At 68.0% G+C, this 17338-nt stretch carries 19 protein-coding genes; 4 read left to right on the plus strand and 15 right to left on the minus strand.

Annotation, left to right across the window (positions count from 1 at the left end; translation table 11 throughout):
- Positions 1 to 702, minus strand: a complete 702-nt coding sequence (locus ACW175_RS20990; RefSeq protein WP_492101876.1) for a COQ9 family protein — start codon at positions 700 to 702, stop codon at positions 1 to 3.
- A gap of 182 nt (positions 703 to 884) precedes the next feature.
- Between ACW175_RS20990 and rpsU the strand changes: the two genes are divergently transcribed.
- Positions 885 to 1121 (plus strand): 30S ribosomal protein S21, encoded by a 237-nt coding sequence (rpsU, locus tag ACW175_RS20995; protein ID WP_125159223.1) that lies wholly within the window; start codon positions 885 to 887, stop codon positions 1119 to 1121.
- Between the two features lie 113 nt (positions 1122 to 1234).
- Here rpsU and ACW175_RS21000 read toward each other — a convergent pair whose 3' ends face one another.
- The 4 genes from ACW175_RS21000 to ACW175_RS21015 form a co-directional block, all read right to left on the minus strand.
- Positions 1235 to 2665 (minus strand): ABC transporter permease, encoded by a 1431-nt coding sequence (locus tag ACW175_RS21000; protein WP_492101877.1) that lies wholly within the window; start codon positions 2663 to 2665, stop codon positions 1235 to 1237.
- Positions 2662 to 3579: an ABC transporter ATP-binding protein gene (locus tag ACW175_RS21005; RefSeq protein WP_492101878.1), complete on the minus strand. Its 918-nt coding sequence runs from the start codon at positions 3577 to 3579 to the stop codon at positions 2662 to 2664. Before ACW175_RS21005 ends, ACW175_RS21000 begins: the two co-directional genes overlap by 4 nt.
- A gap of 34 nt (positions 3580 to 3613) precedes the next feature.
- Positions 3614 to 4570 carry an alpha/beta fold hydrolase gene (locus ACW175_RS21010; protein WP_492101879.1) on the minus strand — a complete coding sequence of 319 codons (957 nt, stop codon included), beginning with the start codon at positions 4568 to 4570 and terminating at the stop codon, positions 3614 to 3616.
- Between the two features lie 61 nt (positions 4571 to 4631).
- On the minus strand, positions 4632 to 5438 hold the full coding sequence (locus ACW175_RS21015) for a M23 family metallopeptidase (RefSeq protein ID WP_492101880.1): 807 nt from the start codon (positions 5436 to 5438) through the stop codon (positions 4632 to 4634).
- A gap of 348 nt (positions 5439 to 5786) precedes the next feature.
- Between ACW175_RS21015 and ACW175_RS21020 the strand changes: the two genes are divergently transcribed.
- On the plus strand, positions 5787 to 6143 hold the full coding sequence (locus ACW175_RS21020) for a UrcA family protein (protein ID WP_492101881.1): 357 nt from the start codon (positions 5787 to 5789) through the stop codon (positions 6141 to 6143).
- 151 nt (positions 6144 to 6294) lie between these two features.
- On the opposite strand, the gene ACW175_RS21025 is transcribed toward ACW175_RS21020, so the two are convergent.
- The 8 genes from ACW175_RS21025 to ACW175_RS21060 all read right to left on the minus strand — a co-directional run bounded on the left by ACW175_RS21025 (position 6295) and on the right by ACW175_RS21060 (position 12857).
- Positions 6295 to 6945 (minus strand): ATP-binding protein, encoded by a 651-nt coding sequence (locus ACW175_RS21025; protein WP_492101882.1) that lies wholly within the window; start codon positions 6943 to 6945, stop codon positions 6295 to 6297.
- A gap of 150 nt (positions 6946 to 7095) precedes the next feature.
- On the minus strand, positions 7096 to 8517 hold the full coding sequence (locus ACW175_RS21030; RefSeq protein WP_492101883.1) for an NAD(P)(+) transhydrogenase (Re/Si-specific) subunit beta: 1422 nt from the start codon (positions 8515 to 8517) through the stop codon (positions 7096 to 7098).
- Between the two features lie 28 nt (positions 8518 to 8545).
- Positions 8546 to 8881 carry an NAD(P) transhydrogenase subunit alpha part 2 gene (locus ACW175_RS21035; RefSeq protein WP_492101884.1) on the minus strand — a complete coding sequence of 112 codons (336 nt, stop codon included), beginning with the start codon at positions 8879 to 8881 and terminating at the stop codon, positions 8546 to 8548.
- 27 nt (positions 8882 to 8908) lie between these two features.
- The gene (locus ACW175_RS21040; protein ID WP_492101885.1) at positions 8909 to 10051 is read right to left on the minus strand and encodes a Re/Si-specific NAD(P)(+) transhydrogenase subunit alpha; all 1143 of its coding nucleotides are present in this window, start codon (positions 10049 to 10051) and stop codon (positions 8909 to 8911) included.
- 118 nt (positions 10052 to 10169) lie between these two features.
- Complete coding sequence (locus ACW175_RS21045; protein WP_492101886.1) at positions 10170 to 10400, minus strand: aa3-type cytochrome c oxidase subunit IV; 231 nt, start codon at positions 10398 to 10400, stop codon at positions 10170 to 10172.
- A gap of 64 nt (positions 10401 to 10464) precedes the next feature.
- A complete protein-coding gene (locus ACW175_RS21050) occupies positions 10465 to 11400 on the minus strand; it encodes a glycosyltransferase family 9 protein (protein ID WP_492101887.1) in 936 nt (311 codons plus the stop codon).
- A gap of 56 nt (positions 11401 to 11456) precedes the next feature.
- A complete protein-coding gene (locus ACW175_RS21055) occupies positions 11457 to 12380 on the minus strand; it encodes an alpha/beta fold hydrolase (RefSeq protein WP_492101888.1) in 924 nt (307 codons plus the stop codon).
- Between the two features lie 3 nt (positions 12381 to 12383).
- On the minus strand, positions 12384 to 12857 hold the full coding sequence (locus ACW175_RS21060) for a PaaI family thioesterase (protein WP_492101889.1): 474 nt from the start codon (positions 12855 to 12857) through the stop codon (positions 12384 to 12386).
- Positions 12858 to 12960: 103 nt separating this feature from the next.
- On the opposite strand from ACW175_RS21060, the gene ACW175_RS21065 reads away from it, so the two are divergent.
- Together ACW175_RS21065 and ACW175_RS21070 are read left to right on the plus strand one after the other, a co-directional pair.
- A complete protein-coding gene (locus ACW175_RS21065; RefSeq protein ID WP_492105023.1) occupies positions 12961 to 13470 on the plus strand; it encodes an RNA polymerase sigma factor in 510 nt (169 codons plus the stop codon).
- Positions 13460 to 14047, plus strand: a complete 588-nt coding sequence (locus tag ACW175_RS21070) for a hypothetical protein (RefSeq protein WP_492101890.1) — start codon at positions 13460 to 13462, stop codon at positions 14045 to 14047. The genes ACW175_RS21065 and ACW175_RS21070 overlap by 11 nt, the downstream gene beginning before the upstream one ends.
- A gap of 131 nt (positions 14048 to 14178) precedes the next feature.
- Here ACW175_RS21070 and ACW175_RS21075 read toward each other — a convergent pair whose 3' ends face one another.
- Both ACW175_RS21075 and ACW175_RS21080 read right to left on the minus strand, forming a co-directional pair.
- Entirely contained in the window at positions 14179 to 15534 is a 1356-nt protein-coding gene (locus ACW175_RS21075; RefSeq protein ID WP_492101891.1) for an ABC1 kinase family protein, read from the minus strand.
- Positions 15527 to 17320 (minus strand): M3 family oligoendopeptidase, encoded by a 1794-nt coding sequence (locus ACW175_RS21080; RefSeq protein ID WP_492101892.1) that lies wholly within the window; start codon positions 17318 to 17320, stop codon positions 15527 to 15529. Before ACW175_RS21080 ends, ACW175_RS21075 begins: the two co-directional genes overlap by 8 nt.
- Positions 17321 to 17338 lie beyond the last annotated feature (18 nt).

Here is a 17338-nt window from a genome sequence, read left to right on the forward strand (position 1 = left end):
CTACTTCCCGTACCGCATCCGGGCCAGGGCCGAGACCATCTCACTGGCCAGGTCCATCGGCTTGAGGCCAGCCTTCCACGTCTCGAAGGCCATGACGTTGTCGATGCGGGCGTCCAGGTGCGAGAGGGCCGAGGCGCGGCCGGAGGCCATGTCGACGGCCAAGGTCGAGATCAGGATGCCCGAGAGAATCGCCCGCTTGGAATAGTGGTTCTCGTCGGTCGCCACATCGCCGGCCCAGCGCCAGATCACGTCGGCCGATTCCCAGGTAAGCCGCAGGGCCAGGGCCAGGTTGGTCGGAAAGGCCAGGAAGGCGGCCAGCGGACGCAGGACGTCGGCGTGCTCCTGGGCCGCGTCGAGGCGCGCGACCACGCCCTCGCGAATCCGCTGGCGAATCTTCAGCGCGCCCAGATCGAACGTCGCCAGCTTGCCCAGCGCCACCGCGTCATGGCGTCGCGACAGCAAGGCTGCCAGGTCGCGCGGGCCTTCAGGCAGCAGGAGCTGGCCCTCGGCGTCGCTGAGCCCCGCCGCCGCCAGGGCGCGGCTAACCAGTCCGGCGTTCCAGCCGGCCTTTGGGGCCAGGCGCAGGGCCTCGTCCAGCACGCGCTGCTCGGCGGCGTCGGCCCACGAAGAAGCCGGTTGATCGGAAGCTTGGCCGGCGGTCTCGCCGGAGGTCTGGCTAAGGGTCTGGGCGATTTGCGTCATGAATCCGAGTCTATACCGGTGTTTAGGCCGCGTCGCGCATGGACAGAGCCCCTAGCCTCTGCTATCAGCGCGCCCTCATCGCCTGGGAGAACCCCTCTCAGGTTACCCGGTTTTGTTCGCCCGCCCGGCCCCTCAAGAGGGACTTGGGAATATTGGTCGGGCTGTCGAATGGAGAGATACCCCTGGTCCAGATTTTCGTCCGCGACAACAACGTCGATCAGGCCCTGAAGGCTCTGAAGAAGAAGATGCAACGCGAAGGCTCGTTCCGCGAAATGAAGCGGCACGTGCACTATGAGAAGCCGTCGGAAAAGCGCGCTCGCCAAAAGGCTGAAGCCGTCCGTCGCGCCCGCAAGCTGGCCCGTAAGCGCGCCCAGCGCGAAGGCCTGCTGCCGATGCCGAAGAAGCCGGCTGGTCGTTAAGACCGGGCCTCTTCAGCTTCGAAGATTTCGAAAGCCGCGCGGTGCTCCGCGCGGCTTTCGTCGTTTTGATGCTCAAGATGCTCCCCCGCGATACGGGGAGCCTCTAAGCCACCCTACCCCGCCTGCCGCCGAACGATCAGGCCCACCAGCGTCTTCAGGTTCACCTTCCCCGTCGCCAGCGCGCCCACATGGAAGGCGCGGGTCGAGAAGGCGATGATCGCCGCCACGGTCATGGCCATCAGCACCGTCGTGCCGAGCACCTGGACCAGCGGCGGATCGCTGGCGATGCGCACCGGCATCAGGAACGGCGTGAAGGGCGGAAACCAGGACAGGGCGCTGAGAATCGGCGCGTCGGGCGAGCGGATGGCCTGGCTCATGAACACCACCGGGATGGTCATCACCATCATGATCGGCCCCAGCAGGGTCTGGGCGTCACGCTGGCTCTCGCAGAACGCCCCGATCCCCGCGAACAGCGCCGCGTACATCAGGTAGCCGCCGACCAGATAGGCGCCGAAGTAGAACACCAGCCCCTTGCCCAGCAGCACGGCCAGCAGGTCGCCGGCCAGGCCGGGGGCGAAGTGGATCAGGGCCAGCCAGCCGCCCATGGCCCAGATGCTCATGACCGTCAGGGTGAGGCCGGCCACGCCCAGGATCTTGCCGCCCATGATTTCGGGCACCGAGGCCGACGACAGCAACACCTCCAGGATCTTGGACGACTTCTCCTCGATCACGCTGTTGAGCAGGATGCTGGCCCCGGTCAGCACCATCGACCAAAGAAGCATCCCGGCCGCGAAGCCGACAATGACCGGGAGGCGGTCGCGCAGACTCACCTTCTCGCCCGAGGCGGCCTTGGGCGACAGGCTGTTGAAGGTCGGCTTGAGGTCGTCAGCGGCGCTCAGGACCTGGGTCGAGACCCCGGCCCGGGCCAGGGCGCGTTCGCGCATCAGGCTCACCACGGCCTCTCGCAGGTCACTCTCCAGCACCGGCGCGCCCAGATTGCGGCTCCACAGGTCCATGACGATGGCGTCGTCGCGGCCGCTGAGGATCAGCACCGAATCGAGACGCTTGTCGGCCACCTCGCGGCGCGCGACCAGGCCCGCTTCGCGCGGCGTCCTGGCGGCCTGAGCCTCGGCGGACGCCGGCAGGATGATCGCCTTGGCCCGAGGCGGCTTGAAACGGGCCGCGGCGGTAGGGTTAACGCGCGCCAGGGCCTCCAGTCCTTCCGCCTGACCGCCCGTGGCCTGGGCCTTGCCGACCGCCTCCTGGGCCTTCGGACCGGCCGCCGACAGGGCCGCCGCGCGCAGGGCGCGGGCCGCGGCGCGGTTCTGGTCCTCGACCACCGCCTTGGCGACGGCGGGACCCAGGTTCTGGCCGGTCAGGTCGACGATCGCCAGCCGCTCGGGCTTGGCGGTCTTCATCATCATCAACGGCGCGGTGGCGCTGATGCCGATGACAAGCGGCAGGGCCACGATCGACAGCCAGAAGCCGACGGTGCGGACATAGGCCAGGTATTCCCGGCGGGCGATCTTCAGCAGGCGGTTCATGCCTGGTCTCCCGTCAGGACGATGAAGGCGTCGTGCAGGCTGGGTTCCTTGAGCTCGAACCGGCGTAGCGCGAGATCCCGCGCGAAAGCGGCTTTCAGGGCGTCCTGACCAGCGCTGGTTTCCGGCAGGACCGCCACGTGCCGCCAGCCGCCGTCCGGCAGCGGCTCGGAGGTCACCGCGCCGAGGCCCGGCAAGACCATGACCTGCTCGGCCAGCAGATCACCCTCCAGCACCAGGGCCCGAGGCGCGGCGCAACGGGCCGTGGCCACGTCGCCGTCGAACACCTTCCGCCCCCGCGCCATCAGCACGACCCTGTCGCACAGGCGCTCGGCGTGCTGCATCACGTGGGTGGAGAACAGCACCGTGGCCCCGCGCGCGGCGATCTCGCGGATCATGGCCTCCAGGGCCTGCTGGTTGACGGGGTCGAGGCCCGAGAACGGCTCGTCCAGCACCACCAGTTCGGGCTCGTGGGCCAGGGCCGAGATCAGTTGGACCTTCTGGGCCATGCCCTTGGACAGGTCCTTGATCGGCCGCTTCATGGCGAAGTCCAGGCCCTGGGCCTCCAGCATCGCCTTGGCGCGCTTGCGGCCTTCCGCCTCCGGCACGCCCTTAAGCCCCGCGAAGAAGGCGATGGCGTCGATCGGGGTCATGCGCTTGTAGAGGCCGCGCTCCTCGGGGAGGAAGCCGATCCGCTCGTGGACCTTGGTGGCGTCGCTGGCGCCCAGCACCGTGATCCTGCCCGCGCTGGGCGGCAGCAGGCCCAGGATCATCCGGATGGTCGAGGTCTTGCCCGCGCCGTTGGGACCCAGGAAGCCGGTGATCCGCCCGGCGGGGACCTCGAAACTGACGTCCCGGACGGCGTGGAAGTCGTCATAGGTCTTGCTGACGCCCTCCAGGCTGACGGCGCTGACCATGATCCCCTCCCGAATCGACCTCCTGGAAGTTGTATCAGCCCTTCTGGCGAGCGTCGGCCACGAAGGCGACGGCCCGGACGATGTGGTCGGCGAAGCGGCGGCCGATCAGCAAGGTGTGGGTAGCGTTCTCGACGTGGTCGACCATGCCATGCTGGGAGGCGCGGGCCGGGGCGGCCTGCAGCTCTTTCCAGCTCTCGCGGCCCTTGACCGGGCCAGCGGTCAGCACGGCCACCGGCCACTTCGGATCATAGGCCGGCTGCTCCCCAGCCTGTCGCGAGGCCTCATGCCACAGAGCGACCTCGGCGGCGGCGGTGCGGTTGTGGCGGCCGTTGGCGAACGCCCAGCCCTTTTCGGCCTTGGCGGCCGGGGGCAGATCGATCTTGTCGCCCAGGCGCGTGTGGATCAGCGGCTTGTAGAGGCCGATCGACGCGCCGCGCGCGGCCCACTTCGAGATGCTGGCGAAGGCGTCGATGAAGCTCTTCATGCGCGGGTTCTGGGCGGCTTCGGGCGTGGCGGCGTCGACGAGAACAAGGCCAGCGATCTTGTCAGGATCGCGCCCGGCATATTCCCGCAGTCGCAGGCCCGCCATCGAGTGGCCCACCAGAATATAGGGACCCGGCTCGCCCGAGGCGGCGACCAGCTTCTCGAAGTCGGTGACGATGGCGACGCCGTCGCGCGGGCTCGGCCCCTTGGGCGAATAGCCCATGCCGGCCCGGTCATAGGCGCAAGAGCGCCAGCCGGCGGCGGTCAGGGCCTCTTGCGCGGCGCCCCAGTCGGCGGCGAAGCCGAAGGCGCCGGCCTCCAGCCAGACCACCGGGCGGTCGCTTTTTGGCCCCTCGCAGACCAGCCGCAGCTTACGCCCCGGCTCGATCTCGACCATCTGGCCGCGCGGCTTGGGCGCGCCCGAGGCGCTCACCAGCCCGCCGACGGCGATATAGGACAAAAGAAGGAGCGCGAAGCCCGCGACGCCACGGCCGAGAAACTGGATCATGGCGTTCAATGTAGTAGCGCTTTGTGACGCGTCGAGAACGCGATGCTCTTCGGGCGGAGTTTTATCCCGCCACGCTGGGAATCGAGCCGCCGACGACGGGGATGGTGGCGCGGACGCGGCCGCCCTTCACGCGGGTGATGGTGACGCCGTCCCTGCCCGCCTTGGTCATGCCCTTCGGCCACTTCGACACGGTCGCCACGCGGACCGTCCTGGAGACACGGCTGGCGGCCTTCAGCGGCAGGTCGTCGGCCTGGGCGAAGCTGCGGCCCAGGAAGAAGCTGGGGTTCAGGGCCTTGTCGCCCTTGCGGATCTCGAAATGCAGGTGCGAGCCTGTCGAGCGACCCGAATTGCCGACAAAGGCCACGGTCTCGCCGCGATGCAGATAGGCGCCGCGCTTGACGCCCCGTGCCGGTCCGGCGAGGTGGGCGTACAGCGTGGTCAGCCCGCCCTTGTGCATGACCTGGACATAGCGGCCATAGGTCGGCGACAGGCCCGTGGCCTTGACCACGCCGTCGGCGGCGACCTTGACCGCGGCGCCGCTGGGGGCGGCGATGTCCACGCCCTGGTGCAGGCGGCCGTTCTCTTCCCAGGGCAGCTGGCGCAGGCCGAACGGCGAATTGACGACCCGGCCGGGCAGCGGCGCGTCGAACCGGTAGGCTGGCGGCGGCGCGACGTCCGCCTCGTCCTCGACGGTCGGCGCGGTCGGAACGGTGGCCGGCGTCGGATTGGAGACGGGGGCCGCATGGGACGCCCACTCGCCCAGCGCCACCGCGCCGTTCAGCGCCCCCGCCATCGCCGCGACGCCCAGCATGGTGAAGAAGGCGACGCGCACGTGCGGCGACTGAACAGCCAGGCTCTTGGGGATCAAACCGCTTTCCTCTCGGACATTCGGTCAAGGAGAGGACCGCGCCGCGCGCGTCTAGCTCTCACGCCTGACCTTTCGGGGTGATGAATGGCCGGGGTGTATGAATGTCGCATGGGGCGAAAACAGGGCGCGGCTTAACCATTCGCCAACCATGCCGCCGAGCTCGCATCGGCATTCGATCAACAAGCTTCATGTAATCGTCAAATATTACGGAAACTTCATTTCATTAAACTCCGGACACTTCTTTAATTACACGTCATGAATGAGACGTAACGGGACTTCGCGAACTCTCGGGAATACACAGTATTCATCGGCGCAGGGAAATGCGCCAAGCCAGAGGGAATACTTCAAATGCGCAAGTTCATCATGAGCCTGACCACCGTCGCCAGCCTGAGCCTCGCCGCCGTGCCGGTTCTGGGCCTGACCCAAGCCGCCAATGCCGCCGAGCGCGAACCGGTCGCCACCGTCTCCTTCGCCGACCTGGACCTGTCGAGCCCGTCGCAAGCCGCGATCTTCAAGGCCCGCATCGACACCGCCGGCGACGCCCTGTGCCGCGCCAAGGCCCGCAGCAGCGAAGGCCTGACCATGTCGCTGGGCGCCTGTGTCGCCGACGTCCATCGCGAAGTGAACGCCCAACTGCCCAAGCAACAACGCAAGGCCCTGGCCTTCGCCGCCCGCAGCAACGCGGTCGAACTGGCCGCCAAGTGAGCTTGAGCACCGCTTACCGAAACACCCACTCCCCCACACCCCGCGACAGAGGCTCCAGGTAACCCTGGGGCCTTTGTTTCGTTTGGAGACGCCCCCGTTAGCCGCGCGCTGGCGACTTTCGGGAAGTGTGGATGTCAGGCGCACCCCGATCTCATGCGCGGGCAGCAGAGTGGGTGGCTACCCACTCCGCGATAAAGTCGATGGCCTCAATACTGTCAGGGGCGGCATTTGGTGCGCCAATGGACATGATGGCCGACACGGTCTCTTGGACTGACGTGGCTTCGACAAAGGTGACCCAGCCCGGAAAGCGTTCTGACAGGGCGTTGAAGAAGGCCATTTGAGGCTGGACCATCCGGGCGTAGCGCGCGACTTTCATTTGCGCCCTTTCCTCGCCCAACCCTCGTGCGCGCTCGCGCTTCAGCATCCGCTCGCGGCGCTCCTCCTCCGCGATGTGCAGGAGCACATATCGATCGGGGACCCCCATCCCTCGTTGGACAAACTTGCTTCGGTAGAAGGCGATAGACTCGGCCGGAAGGGACCACGCCTCATTATCGAATATCCAACCGAACCAGATTGGCTGCAGGGGATCTCCGTCCAGGACTGATAGAGCACCCTGCGACGCTTTCAGCCTCGCCATTTCCCAACGGGCGACCTGTCTGTCGTGATACCAGCCCGGTGGCTCCGGGGCAGGCCTTGCGAAGAGCAGATTCACCTCCGGCACGACGTAGGCGCCGGCGTCCCGAAGAGCGACAGCTGTTGCTGACTTCCCAACACCCGGAGCGCCTTCGATAGCTAGGATCATGCGAACTCCCTAAGCCGATACCCTCTCTTAGCGGACGTCGCGAATTCACGCTAAGGGTCGAAAGCACACGCCAGCGCCCCCGACGCACACCAAAAAAAAAGGCCCCAGCGTCACCGCCGGGGCCTTCGTCGTTTGTAGCGGTGAGAGGCCCTAAAGCCCCTTCACGATACCTTCGACCATCTTCTTGGCGTCGCCGAACAGCATCATGGTGTTGTCGCGGAAGAACAGCTCGTTCTCGACGCCGGCATAGCCCGAGGCCATGCCGCGCTTGATGAAGAGGACGGTGCGGGCCTTTTCGACGTCCAGGATCGGCATGCCGTAGATGGCGCTGGTCGGGTCGGTCTTGGCCGCCGGGTTGGTGACGTCGTTGGCGCCGATCACGAAGGCCACGTCGGCCGTCGAGAACTCGCTGTTGATGTCCTCCAGCTCGAAGACCTCGTCATAGGGGACGTTGGCCTCGGCCAGCAGCACGTTCATGTGGCCGGGCATGCGGCCGGCGACGGGGTGGATGGCGTACTTCACCTCCACGCCCTCTTCCTTCAGCTTGTCGCACATCTCGCGAAGGATGTGCTGGGCCTGGGAAACGGCCATGCCGTAGCCGGGGACGATGATGACCTTGGACGCGTTCTTCATGATGAAGGCCGCGTCGTCGGCCGAGCCTTGCTTGACCGGACGGCTCTCGACCTTGCCGCCGGGGCCAGCGACCGCGTCGGCCGCGCCGAAGCCGCCCAGGATCACCGAGACGAACGAGCGGTTCATCGCCTTGCACATGATGTACGAGAGGATGGCGCCCGACGAACCGACCAGGGCGCCGGTGATGATCAGGGTGGTGTTCTCGAGCGTGAAGCCCAGGGCCGCCGCCGCCCAGCCGGAATAGCTGTTCAGCATCGACACCACGACGGGCATGTCCGCGCCGCCGATCGGGATGATCAGGGTGACGCCGACCAGCAGGCTCAGGGCGAAGATGCCCCAGAAGGCCCAAAGCGCGTGGCCGCCGCTGACCACCAGCACCACGACCAGGGCCACGATGGCCAGCGCGATCAGGATGTTCAGCAGGTGACGGGCCGGCAGCAAGATCGGCGCGCCGCCCATATTGCCGTTCAGCTTGGCGAAGGCGATGACCGAGCCGGTGAAGGTGATGGCGCCGATGGCCAGGCCGAGCGACAGCTCGATAAGGCTCTTCAGCTGCACGCCCGTCCCGTCGGCGGTGGCGATGTGATAGGCGCCGGGGGTGTAGATGGCGGCCACGGCCACCAGGCAGGCGGCCATGCCGACCAGGCTGTGGAAGGCGGCGACCAGTTGCGGCATCGAGGTCATGGCGACCTTGCGGGCGATGACCGCCCCGACCGCGCCGCCGACGGCGACGCCGCCAAGGATCAGGCCCAGGGTCACGACGTCCAGCGCGCCTTGGCTCCACAGGGTGGCCAGGGTGGTGCCGACGGCGATGGCCATGCCGATCATGCCGTTACGGTTGCCCGCCTGGCTGGTCACGGGACTGGAAAGGCCACGCAGCGCGAGGATGAACAACACCCCCGAGACGATGTAGAGAATGGCGGCGAGATTGGCGTTCATTGTTCTATTTCCCCCTGATCCCGTCCGCTCACTTCTTCTCTTTCTTCTTGTACATCGCCAGCATGCGCTGGGTGACCAAGAAGCCGCCGAAGATGTTGACCGCCGCGAAGGCCGCGGCGAGCGTGCCGGCCCCCTTGGAGATCCAGGTCGAGCCGGCGACGGCGCCGCCGGCCAGGTCGCTATTGACGCCGTGCGCCGCGGCGGCCAGCAGGGCGCCGACGATGATCACCGACGAAATGGCGTTGGTGACGGCCATCAGCGGCGTGTGCAGCGCGGGCGTCACGCTCCAGACGACGTAGTAGCCGACGAAAATGGCGAGCACGAAGATCGCCAGACGGAACACGGTGGGGTCGACGGCTTCCATGGGAGCCTCCCTTCTGTTGCTGTGCGCTTAGGCGGTCTTCAGGTTGGGATGGACGATCGCGCCGCCACGGGTGACGACGGCGGCCTGCAGGATCTCGTCCTCGAAATTGGGCTCGAACGCGCCCTCCTTCGTCGTGAACAGGGTCGCCAGGGCCACCAGATTGCGCGAGTAGAGCGCGCTGGCGTCGGTGGCGATGCGCCCGGGCAGGTTGGCGTGGCCGAGGATCTTGGCGCCGTTGGCGGTCAGGACCGTCTCGTTCAGCCTGGCGCCCTCGACATTGCCGCCCTGCTCGATGGCCAGGTCGACCAGGATCGAGCCCGCGCGCATCGAGGCCACCTGGGCGGCGCTGACCAGCTTGGGCGCCGGACGCCCCGGGATCAGGGCCGTGGTGATGACAATGTCCTGCTTGGCGATGTGGGCGGAAACCAGTTCGGCCTGCTTGGCCTGGTATTCCTTGGACATCTCCTTGGCGTAGCCGCCGGCGGTCTGAGCGTTCTTGAACTCTTCGTCCTCGACGGCCAGGAACTTGGCGCCCAGGCTTTCGACCTGCTCCTTGGTGGCCGGACGCACGTCGGTGGCGGTGACCACCGCGCCCAGGCGACGGGCCGTGGCGATGGCCTGCAGACCGGCGACGCCGACGCCCATGATGAACACCTTGGCCGCGGCGACGGTGCCGGCGGCGGTCATCATCATCGGCAGGGCCTTGCCATAGGCCTCGGCGCCTTCGATCACGGCGCGATAGCCGGCGAGGTTGGCTTGCGAGGACAGCATGTCCATCACCTGCGCGCGGGTGATGCGCGGGATGAATTCCATGGCGATCGCCGTCGCGCCGGCCTTGGCCAGGGCGTCTAGCGTTTCCTTGTCCTGGTAGGGATTGAGCGCGGCGGCGACGATGGCGCCGTTCTTCAGCGCCGCGATCTCGGCGGCCTCGGGCGCGCGCACCTTGAACAGCACGTCGGCGTCCTTCAGGGCGTCCTTGGCCGTCTTGGCGATCTTGGCGCCGGCGGCTTCGTACTCGGCGTCCGGATAGGACGCGGCCGTCCCCGCCCCCGCCTGAACCACCACCGAGAAGCCGGCGGCGCCGAGCTTCTTGACGGTTTCAGGCGTGGCCGCGACCCGCGTTTCGTTCGCGCGGGTCTCTTTCGTGACGGCAATGACGGCCATCGGCATACCCCTCCCCAGAGCGCTGTTTGCTCAGCAGCATGGGGCGCTCTGTAGGGGATAGTCTTGCCTCTTGTCGAGGCTCAAGACGCAGCTCAGGGAGAAAATATGCCGATGTCCACCGGTGTCAGTGGGCCGAGGCCGGCTTGTCGCGCAGGAAGAAGATACCCGCGGCCAGCAGCACCGCGGCCGGGATCACCGCGCCGATGAAGCCGGCGGGCGTGCAGAACAGCAGGGTGATGAACAGCAGCAGGGTGGCGATGCTCAGCGAGCCCCACTTGGTCATGTTGTTGAACGCCGCGAAGGTCGCGGCTTGTTCGTGAATGTCCATCTCACCGCGGTGATAGTCGCCGGCCATGTGTCGTCCTTGGAAGCAAAGGGAGAATACCGAGCCCGCCCGATACAACGGGGGGCGCTAAGGCTCAAGCGTGCGAATTGTCCCACGACTCCGTAAGGAACCTCGTGCGCACCGCATCGGCGGCCTGGTCGACGGTGATGTCCGCGATTCGCCCTTCGCCGCCGTCCAGGCGCGAGAGCCAGCGGGAATAGGCCGGCACCGGCGCGGTGCCCATCAGGCCGACGCACGGCGTGCCGACCGACGCCGCCACGTTCAGGGCGCCCGAGTCGTTGCCCAGGAACCCGGCGGACAGCGCGATCAGGGCCGCGGACTTGTCGAGCGTCAGGTCGCAGGCCACGACATTGCCCGGCAGATCGCCGATCGCGACCTTGGCGGCCTCGGCTTCGTGCGGACCGCCAACCCAGAATACCGTGCCGAACAGGTCCGAGAGCCGCGCCGCCGTCTGGGCGAACCGGTCGGCCGGCCAGGTGCGGGCCGGCTCGCTGGCGCCGACGCCCAGGGTCAGCCAGGGCCCCGGCTTGTCGGCGTACTTCGCCTTCACGGCCGCCAGCGCTTCGGGATCAAGCTTCAGGTCCGGCTCGCGGCTTTCGACCACCAGGCCGTGGGCGTCCTCGAACGCCGCCAGCTTGTCGAGACGGTGGGCGGGACGCATCGACTTGGGCAGGTAGGGCCCCGTGGTCAGGAACCGCTCCTGCCCATGGCCCAGGCCAAAACCCCGCCGCTCACGCACGCCGGCCAGGGCGGCGGCGATGGCCGGTCGGTCGATCTTCTCCAGGATCCACACCGCGCGAGGCTTCTCGGCCCGGCAGAGGCGATAGAAGTCGATGACTTCGCGGACGCCTTTCAGCCTGTCCTTGTAGTGCGGCGCATACAGCACCCGCGCGACGCTGGGCTCGACGTTCAGGACCTCGGCGGCGCGACTGGACGGCCGCGCGACCAGCACGACCCGCCCCTCGGGCGTCGTGGCCGCGATCGCCCGGATGGTCGGCAAATGCCACATGAGATCGCCGATCCCGCGATCGGGCGCATAGACGAGAACGGGCCCCGTCGAGTCGCTCAGGACCAGTTCGCCAGCAGTCCACGGAGCCCGGCCACGAAGGCCAGGGGCTGGTCGATCATCACGTGATGATCGGCGTCGGGCAGCGGGAGAAGCAGCACGTCCTTGGGCATTTGCGCCACCATATAGTCCAGCGTCTCGGCATGCATCAGGTTAGAGCGCTCGCCCCACATCAGAGCCGCCGGGCAAGCGATCCGAGGCAGAAGCTGCCCAAGATCGGGCATCCGGAAATTGTACCAGAGGTCCGGATCGAACTTCCACGTCCAGCCGCCTTCGACCTCTTTCAGCGAGCGGCTGGCGATATAGTCGGCGACGTAGAGATTCTCGCATGGCTGCGGTGGGGCCAGGCGGAAGCGGGCAAGGGCCTCCTCTCGCGTCGTGTAGACGCGGTTGCCCTGACCCGAACGCGGCGGCGGACCCTTCCAGCGCTTTTCCGGCGGCTGGATGCTGCTGTCGACCATGACCGCTCCGCGCAGGCGCTCGGGATGCCGAGCGGCGCAGTAGAGAGTCGGAAAGCCGCCGAAAGAATGGCCGACGACGATCGGCTTGACGCCGCCCGCCTCCAGGCCGGCGGCCTCGACCGCGGCGAAGATCTCGTCCGCGAACAGTTCGGCGCTATAGGCCTGCCGCCACTCGCTGCCGCCCATGCCCGACCACGAGATCGCCGCCACCCGCCAATCTTTCGCGAAGAAGGGCGCGATGAAGCTCCACCAGTCGGCGTGGGCGCCGTTGCCGTGCAGGAACAGCAGGCCCGGCTTGCCGATCTCGCCCCAGGTCAGCAGTTCGATGTTCGCGCCCTCGACGGCGAAGGTCGAGCGCTCGGGCGCTTGGGCGATGGCCGCCTCGAACCAGGCAGGGGCGGGCGGCGGCTCGCCATGGAACGGGGCCAGCAGCGAGGCGGGCGCGGTCTGATCGTCGGCCATGCCTTACGCCTCATCCTTGAAGGCCAGCTCGCCGGGACGCGGCTTGCGGGGGCTCAGCGCCTTGAAGACGCCCGTGCCGGTGATCAGGGTGCGGTCACCGGCCCATATGCGGCCGCGCACGGTGAACAGCAGGTCCTCCTCGCCGATCAGCTCGCCCTCGCCCTCCACCCAGTCGCCCAGCTTGGCGCCCGAAAGGAAGTCGCACATCAGCCGCACCGTCACCCAGCTATAGGACTTCTGCAGCGAGATGATCCGGCCCCAGGCCATGTCGGCGAAGCTCATCAACATGCCGCCGTGGCAGTTGCCGAGGCCATTGGTGTGGTGCTCCTCGACCCGGAAAGCCAGGCGCGCCTGGCCCGGGCCCTCGCGGTGCTCGAACAAGGGCCCGATCTGCCGGCCGAATCCGCGCGACCAGTTCAGCTGAGTGAATCCCTCGGGGATCGCGGCGGTCTGGGCGTCGGTCAAATCGTCGGACATGCCGTCAGGCTAACGAGCGTTTGAAAAAAGAAAAGCCTTCCGTAAGGACGAAGCCGCGACCGGCATCTAACCTTTCGAAACGGGGAGACGGATGGCCGAGGGGATGGCGAGCGACCACGACATCGACAGGGACTTCGCCGCCTGGCTGGCGCCGCATCTGCCGATGCTGCACCGGACCGCGCGGGCGTTCGCCGAGCCCTCGGATCAGCATGACCTGCTGCAGGAACTGACGCTGGCGCTGTGGAAGGCGCGGCCGAGCTTTCGGGAACAGAGCACGGCCGGGACCTTCGCGCATCGGGTGGCCCACAACGCCGCCCTCACCTGGCGGCGCGGCGAGACCCGGCGGCGGCTGCGGGGCGTGTCGATCGAGGCCGAGCTGCTGATCCGCGACGCGGGCGATGATCCGCGAGGCCCGCTGCTGGAGCGGCTCTACGCGGCCATCCGCACCCTGGCGCCGGTCGAGCGCTCGCTGGTCCTGCTGTCGCTGGACGGCGTGGCCTATGGCGAGATCGCCCGGCTGCACGGCCTGACGGAGAGCAATGTCGGCGCGCGGCTGACCCGCCTGCGCCAGCGACTCTCAACCCAAGTGAAGGAGGACGCCGATGGACTTTGAGCGCCTCGAACAGGTCTGGCGGTCCGAGGCCAACCGCCCCTCCGAAGAGCAGCAGGCCCGACTGATGGAGGAACTGATGACCACCTTGAAGACCCGCCGCAGGACGGAATTCCTGCTGAGCGCCATCCCGTTCACGGCCATGGCCGCGTTCACCGTCATCGCTGGCGCGGCCGTGCTGCGCGGCGGCGAGGACTTTCACGGCTGGGCCGGCATGGCGATGCTGAGTGTGTGCTGGGTCGTGATGATCGCGGTGTTCTGGAACGGCTTCCGGGCCCGCACCCGCGACACCGGCCAGCCGATGCGCGACACCCTGGCCGGCCTCCTGGCCCGCAACCAGGCGGCGCGGAGGAACTACCATGTGTTCTGGATGATGACCCCGGTGTTCATCCTGCCGATGTGGTTCGCCATCGAGCGCCTGCAACGCGACGGCAAGATGGACAGCGCGGACGGTATGCAGGCGCTGGCCCTGTGCGGCGGCGCGCTGCTGGCCAGCTTCGGCTGGAACACCCTGCGCTTCTACTGGGTAATGAAGCCCGAGCAGCGCCGGCTGGAGGCTTTGCTGGGGGAATACGAATAACAAACCCCGTCTTCCCGCGACGTGTTCGCGGGACCCATGGTTCAGCGTTCACGTGGGAGCGTACTTCCGCTCCGCACCTGCGGCGGAGAGATGGGTCCAACGCATGAAGCGCGGGATGGCGATGAGGGCGCTTAGAGCCCCACCGCGCCCAGCGCCTTCGCCTGCCGCTCGGCGACGCCGCCCTCGGAGAACCCGTCCAGCGAGGCCTCGAACAGCGCCCGCCAGTTGTGGCGGGCGCCCAGATGCAGGAACGCCGCGCCCAGTCCGATCGCCGCGCGGTCCATGAACACGAACTCGCGCGGGATGGTGATGCCGCCGACCGCCTTCAGGGCCTGGCGCACCTTGAAGGCCTCGCGGCGGCCGTACTCGCCGGGCGGGACGTCGTCGGCCACGGTGCGGACCCGGTCGTCCAGCAGCGGGCCATAGATGAAGCGGGCCCAGACGTTCAGCGTATCGATCAGCCCATCGGTCAGCCCCTGGAAGCCCCAGGTCCGATAGGCCTCGACCTGCTCGGCGCGGTCGTCGTTGGAGAGGGCGCGATAGAGCCGCACGACGCCGGCCACGAACTTCGGCGGGAACACGCGGATGCAGCCGAAGTCCAGCAGGTTCAGGTGCGCGGCGCCCTCACCGCCGAAGCTGTAGTTGCCCAGGTGCGGGTCGCCGTGAATGATCCCCAGATGGGTCATCGGGCTCCACCAGGCTTCGAACAGCAGGGCGGCGATGCGGTCGCGGGTCTCCTGCGGGGCGCTCTTGAAGGCCAGCAGGCCCTGGCCGTCCAGCCAGGTCATCGACAATAGCCGGCCCGTGGACAGCTCCGGAACCGGCGTCGGCGTGCGGATGTTATCGCGGCCCGCGAAGAAGTTTCCGTACACGGACATCATCTTGGCTTCGCGCTCGTAGTCGAGCTCCTCGCGCAGGCGGTCGCCGATCTCGACGATCATCTGCGACGGGTCGATCGAGCCGTCCATGCGCTTGAACAGGCCGATCAGGGCGCGCAGCTGGCCAAGGTCGCTTTCGACCGCGCTCTGCATGTCGGGATATTGCAGCTTCACGGCGATGGCCCGGCCGTCATGGGTGGTGGCGCGGTGCACCTGGCCCAGCGAGGCGGCGGCGGCGGCCTCGTGCTCGAAGCTCGCGAACCTGCCCTGCCAGTCCGGCCCCAGTTCGGCCGCCATGCGCCGGCGCACGAACGGCCAGCCCATGGCGGGCGCGTTGGTCTGAAGCTCGGCGAACTCCTTGGCGAACTCCGGCGGCAGCAGGTCCGGCACCGTGGCGAACATCTGGGCCGCCTTCATCAGCGGCCCCTTCAGCCCGCCCAGCGCCGCCTTCAGCGCCTTGGCGTTGCGCGCATCGGCGCTGTCGCCCGCGAAAAGGCTGTTGGCGCCATAGGACACCGCCGCGCCGGACAGCCCCGCGCCCACCTTGGCGAAGCGGGAGAGCCGGCCCGAGAGCCGGTCGCGTTCAGGATCGTTACGATCGTCAGCCAACGAGGGCCTCGAACTCGTCCACCAGCCGCTCCAGCTGCGCGCAGCCGGCGGCCCAGAACGCCTTGTCCCTAGGGTTCAACCCGAAAGGCTTCAGCGCTTCCACGTAGGTCCGCGTACCGCCCGCCGCGAGCAGGTCTTCGTAGAGCGGCGCGAACTTGGCCGGATCCTCGCGGCGCTTTTCCATCAGGCCGCGCACCAGCAAGTCGCCGAACGCATAGGCGTAGACGTAGAACGGCGCGTGGCAGAAGTGGCTGACATAGGCCCAGTAGTGCTCGTAGCCGTCGTTCAGCTTCACGGCCGGGCCCAGGCTCTCGCCCATCACCTCCAGCCACAGGCCGCCGATCTGTTCGGGCGACAGCTCGCCGTCCTGGCGGGCCTCGTGGAAGCGACGCTCGAAGCGGTGGAAGGCGATCTGGCGGACCACGGTGTTGAGGCCGTCCTCGATCTTGCCGGCCAGCAGGCCCTTGCGGTCCTCCGGCGTGGCCTCGGCCAGCAGGCGGTCGAACACCAGGCCCTCGCCGAAGATCGAGGCCGTCTCGGCCAGGGTCAGGGGCGTGTCGGCCAACAGGGTCCCCAGCGGCTGGCACAGGGTCTGGTGGACGGCATGGCCCAGCTCGTGAGCCAGGGTCAGGACGTCGCGCCGCTCGCCCATATAGTTCATGAACACGAATGGGTGGCGGTCGGCGGTGACCGGATGGGCGAAGGCGCCGGACTGCTTGCCCGGACGCGGGCGGGCGTCGATCCACGGCTTGTCGAAAAATACCCGGGCGGCGTCGGCGAACTTCGGGGCCAGGTCCTGGAAGCTCTCCAGCACCATGCCCTTGGCCTCGTCCCAGGCGTAGGCGCGCGGGGTCGCGGCGGTCAGCGGCGCGTTGCGGTCCCAATAGTCCAGGCTGGCGCGGCCCATGACCTTGGCCTTCAAGGCGTAGTAGCGGTGCGACAGGCGCGGATAGGCCTCGACCACCGCCTGCTCCAGGGCGTCGACCGCGTCGCCGTCGACCTCGTTGGCAAGGTGCCGCGACTGGGCGGGGCTGTCATAGCGGCGCCAGCGGTCCTCGACCTGCTTCTCGAAGGCCAGGGTGTTCAGGGCCAGGGCCTGGGTCGAGGCGCGTTCTTCCAGCGCCTGGGCCAGGCCGTCGGCTGCGGCCTTGCGGCGCGCGACGTCGGGATCGGACAGGCGGTTCAGCGCCTCGGGCAGGGTCAGGGTCTCGTCGCCGACCTTGGCCGCCAGCTTGGCCAGGGTCTCGTCATAGAGCCGCACCCAGTTGGCGACGGCTGGGCTCTTGTCGACGATGAAGCGCTCCAGCTCCGGCGACAGCTCGTGCGGCCGCGACAGGCGCACGCGGCGCAGCCACGGCGCCCAGCGGGCCGCGTCGGGATGGGCTTCGAGCGCCTTGGCGATCTCGGTATCTTCCAGCTGGTTCAGCTCCAGCGTGAAGAACAGGCTCTCGGCGGCGATCTGGGATGAGCGAGCCCGCAGGTCGGCCTCGAACTTGGCCCAGGCCGGATCGTCGCGGGCGACGGCGGCTTCCAGGGCAGCATAGGCGCCGACGCTCCACAGGCCGTTGGTCGCCTGCTCATAGAGAGCAATCCCGCGATCCAGCAGCACGCCCAGGCGCGCCGGTTCCTTGCGGGCCTCCAGAAACATCCCCTCCAGCGAGGCCAGTTCGTCATTGGAGGCCTTGGCGGCGGCGAGGTCGGTCTCGATCCGGGGATCGTCGCGGCCGACATAGAGGTCGGCTAGGTTCCATTCGGGCGGGGTGTCGGGCTTGAAGGGGGCGTTCATGGCCTAGCAGATAGGCGC

It is taken from the genome of Caulobacter sp. FV1ye6ST (assembly GCF_058681225.1).

Excerpts from the sequence above, each read along its gene's own strand:
- ACW175_RS21005 (WP_492101878.1), bottom strand. The coding sequence starts at position 3,579 with ATGGTCAGCGCCGTCAGCCTGGAGGGCGTCAGCAAGACCTATGACGAC.
- ACW175_RS21065 (WP_492105023.1), top strand. The coding sequence starts at position 12,961 with ATGGCGAGCGACCACGACATCGACAGGGACTTCGCCGCCTGGCTGGCG.
- ACW175_RS21000 (WP_492101877.1), bottom strand. The coding sequence starts at position 2,665 with ATGAACCGCCTGCTGAAGATCGCCCGCCGGGAATACCTGGCCTATGTC.
- ACW175_RS21055 (WP_492101888.1), bottom strand. The coding sequence starts at position 12,380 with ATGGCCGACGATCAGACCGCGCCCGCCTCGCTGCTGGCCCCGTTCCAT.
- ACW175_RS20990 (WP_492101876.1), bottom strand. The coding sequence starts at position 702 with ATGACGCAAATCGCCCAGACCCTTAGCCAGACCTCCGGCGAGACCGCC.
- ACW175_RS21040 (WP_492101885.1), bottom strand. The coding sequence starts at position 10,051 with ATGCCGATGGCCGTCATTGCCGTCACGAAAGAGACCCGCGCGAACGAA.
- ACW175_RS21060 (WP_492101889.1), bottom strand. The coding sequence starts at position 12,857 with ATGTCCGACGATTTGACCGACGCCCAGACCGCCGCGATCCCCGAGGGA.
- ACW175_RS21025 (WP_492101882.1), bottom strand. The coding sequence starts at position 6,945 with ATGATCCTAGCTATCGAAGGCGCTCCGGGTGTTGGGAAGTCAGCAACA.
- ACW175_RS21035 (WP_492101884.1), bottom strand. The coding sequence starts at position 8,881 with ATGGAAGCCGTCGACCCCACCGTGTTCCGTCTGGCGATCTTCGTGCTC.
- ACW175_RS21020 (WP_492101881.1), top strand. The coding sequence starts at position 5,787 with ATGCGCAAGTTCATCATGAGCCTGACCACCGTCGCCAGCCTGAGCCTC.
- ACW175_RS21080 (WP_492101892.1), bottom strand. The coding sequence starts at position 17,320 with ATGAACGCCCCCTTCAAGCCCGACACCCCGCCCGAATGGAACCTAGCC.
- ACW175_RS21045 (WP_492101886.1), bottom strand. The coding sequence starts at position 10,400 with ATGGCCGGCGACTATCACCGCGGTGAGATGGACATTCACGAACAAGCC.
- ACW175_RS21030 (WP_492101883.1), bottom strand. The coding sequence starts at position 8,517 with ATGAACGCCAATCTCGCCGCCATTCTCTACATCGTCTCGGGGGTGTTG.
- ACW175_RS21010 (WP_492101879.1), bottom strand. The coding sequence starts at position 4,570 with ATGATCCAGTTTCTCGGCCGTGGCGTCGCGGGCTTCGCGCTCCTTCTT.
- ACW175_RS21050 (WP_492101887.1), bottom strand. The coding sequence starts at position 11,400 with ATGTGGCATTTGCCGACCATCCGGGCGATCGCGGCCACGACGCCCGAG.
- ACW175_RS21070 (WP_492101890.1), top strand. The coding sequence starts at position 13,460 with ATGGACTTTGAGCGCCTCGAACAGGTCTGGCGGTCCGAGGCCAACCGC.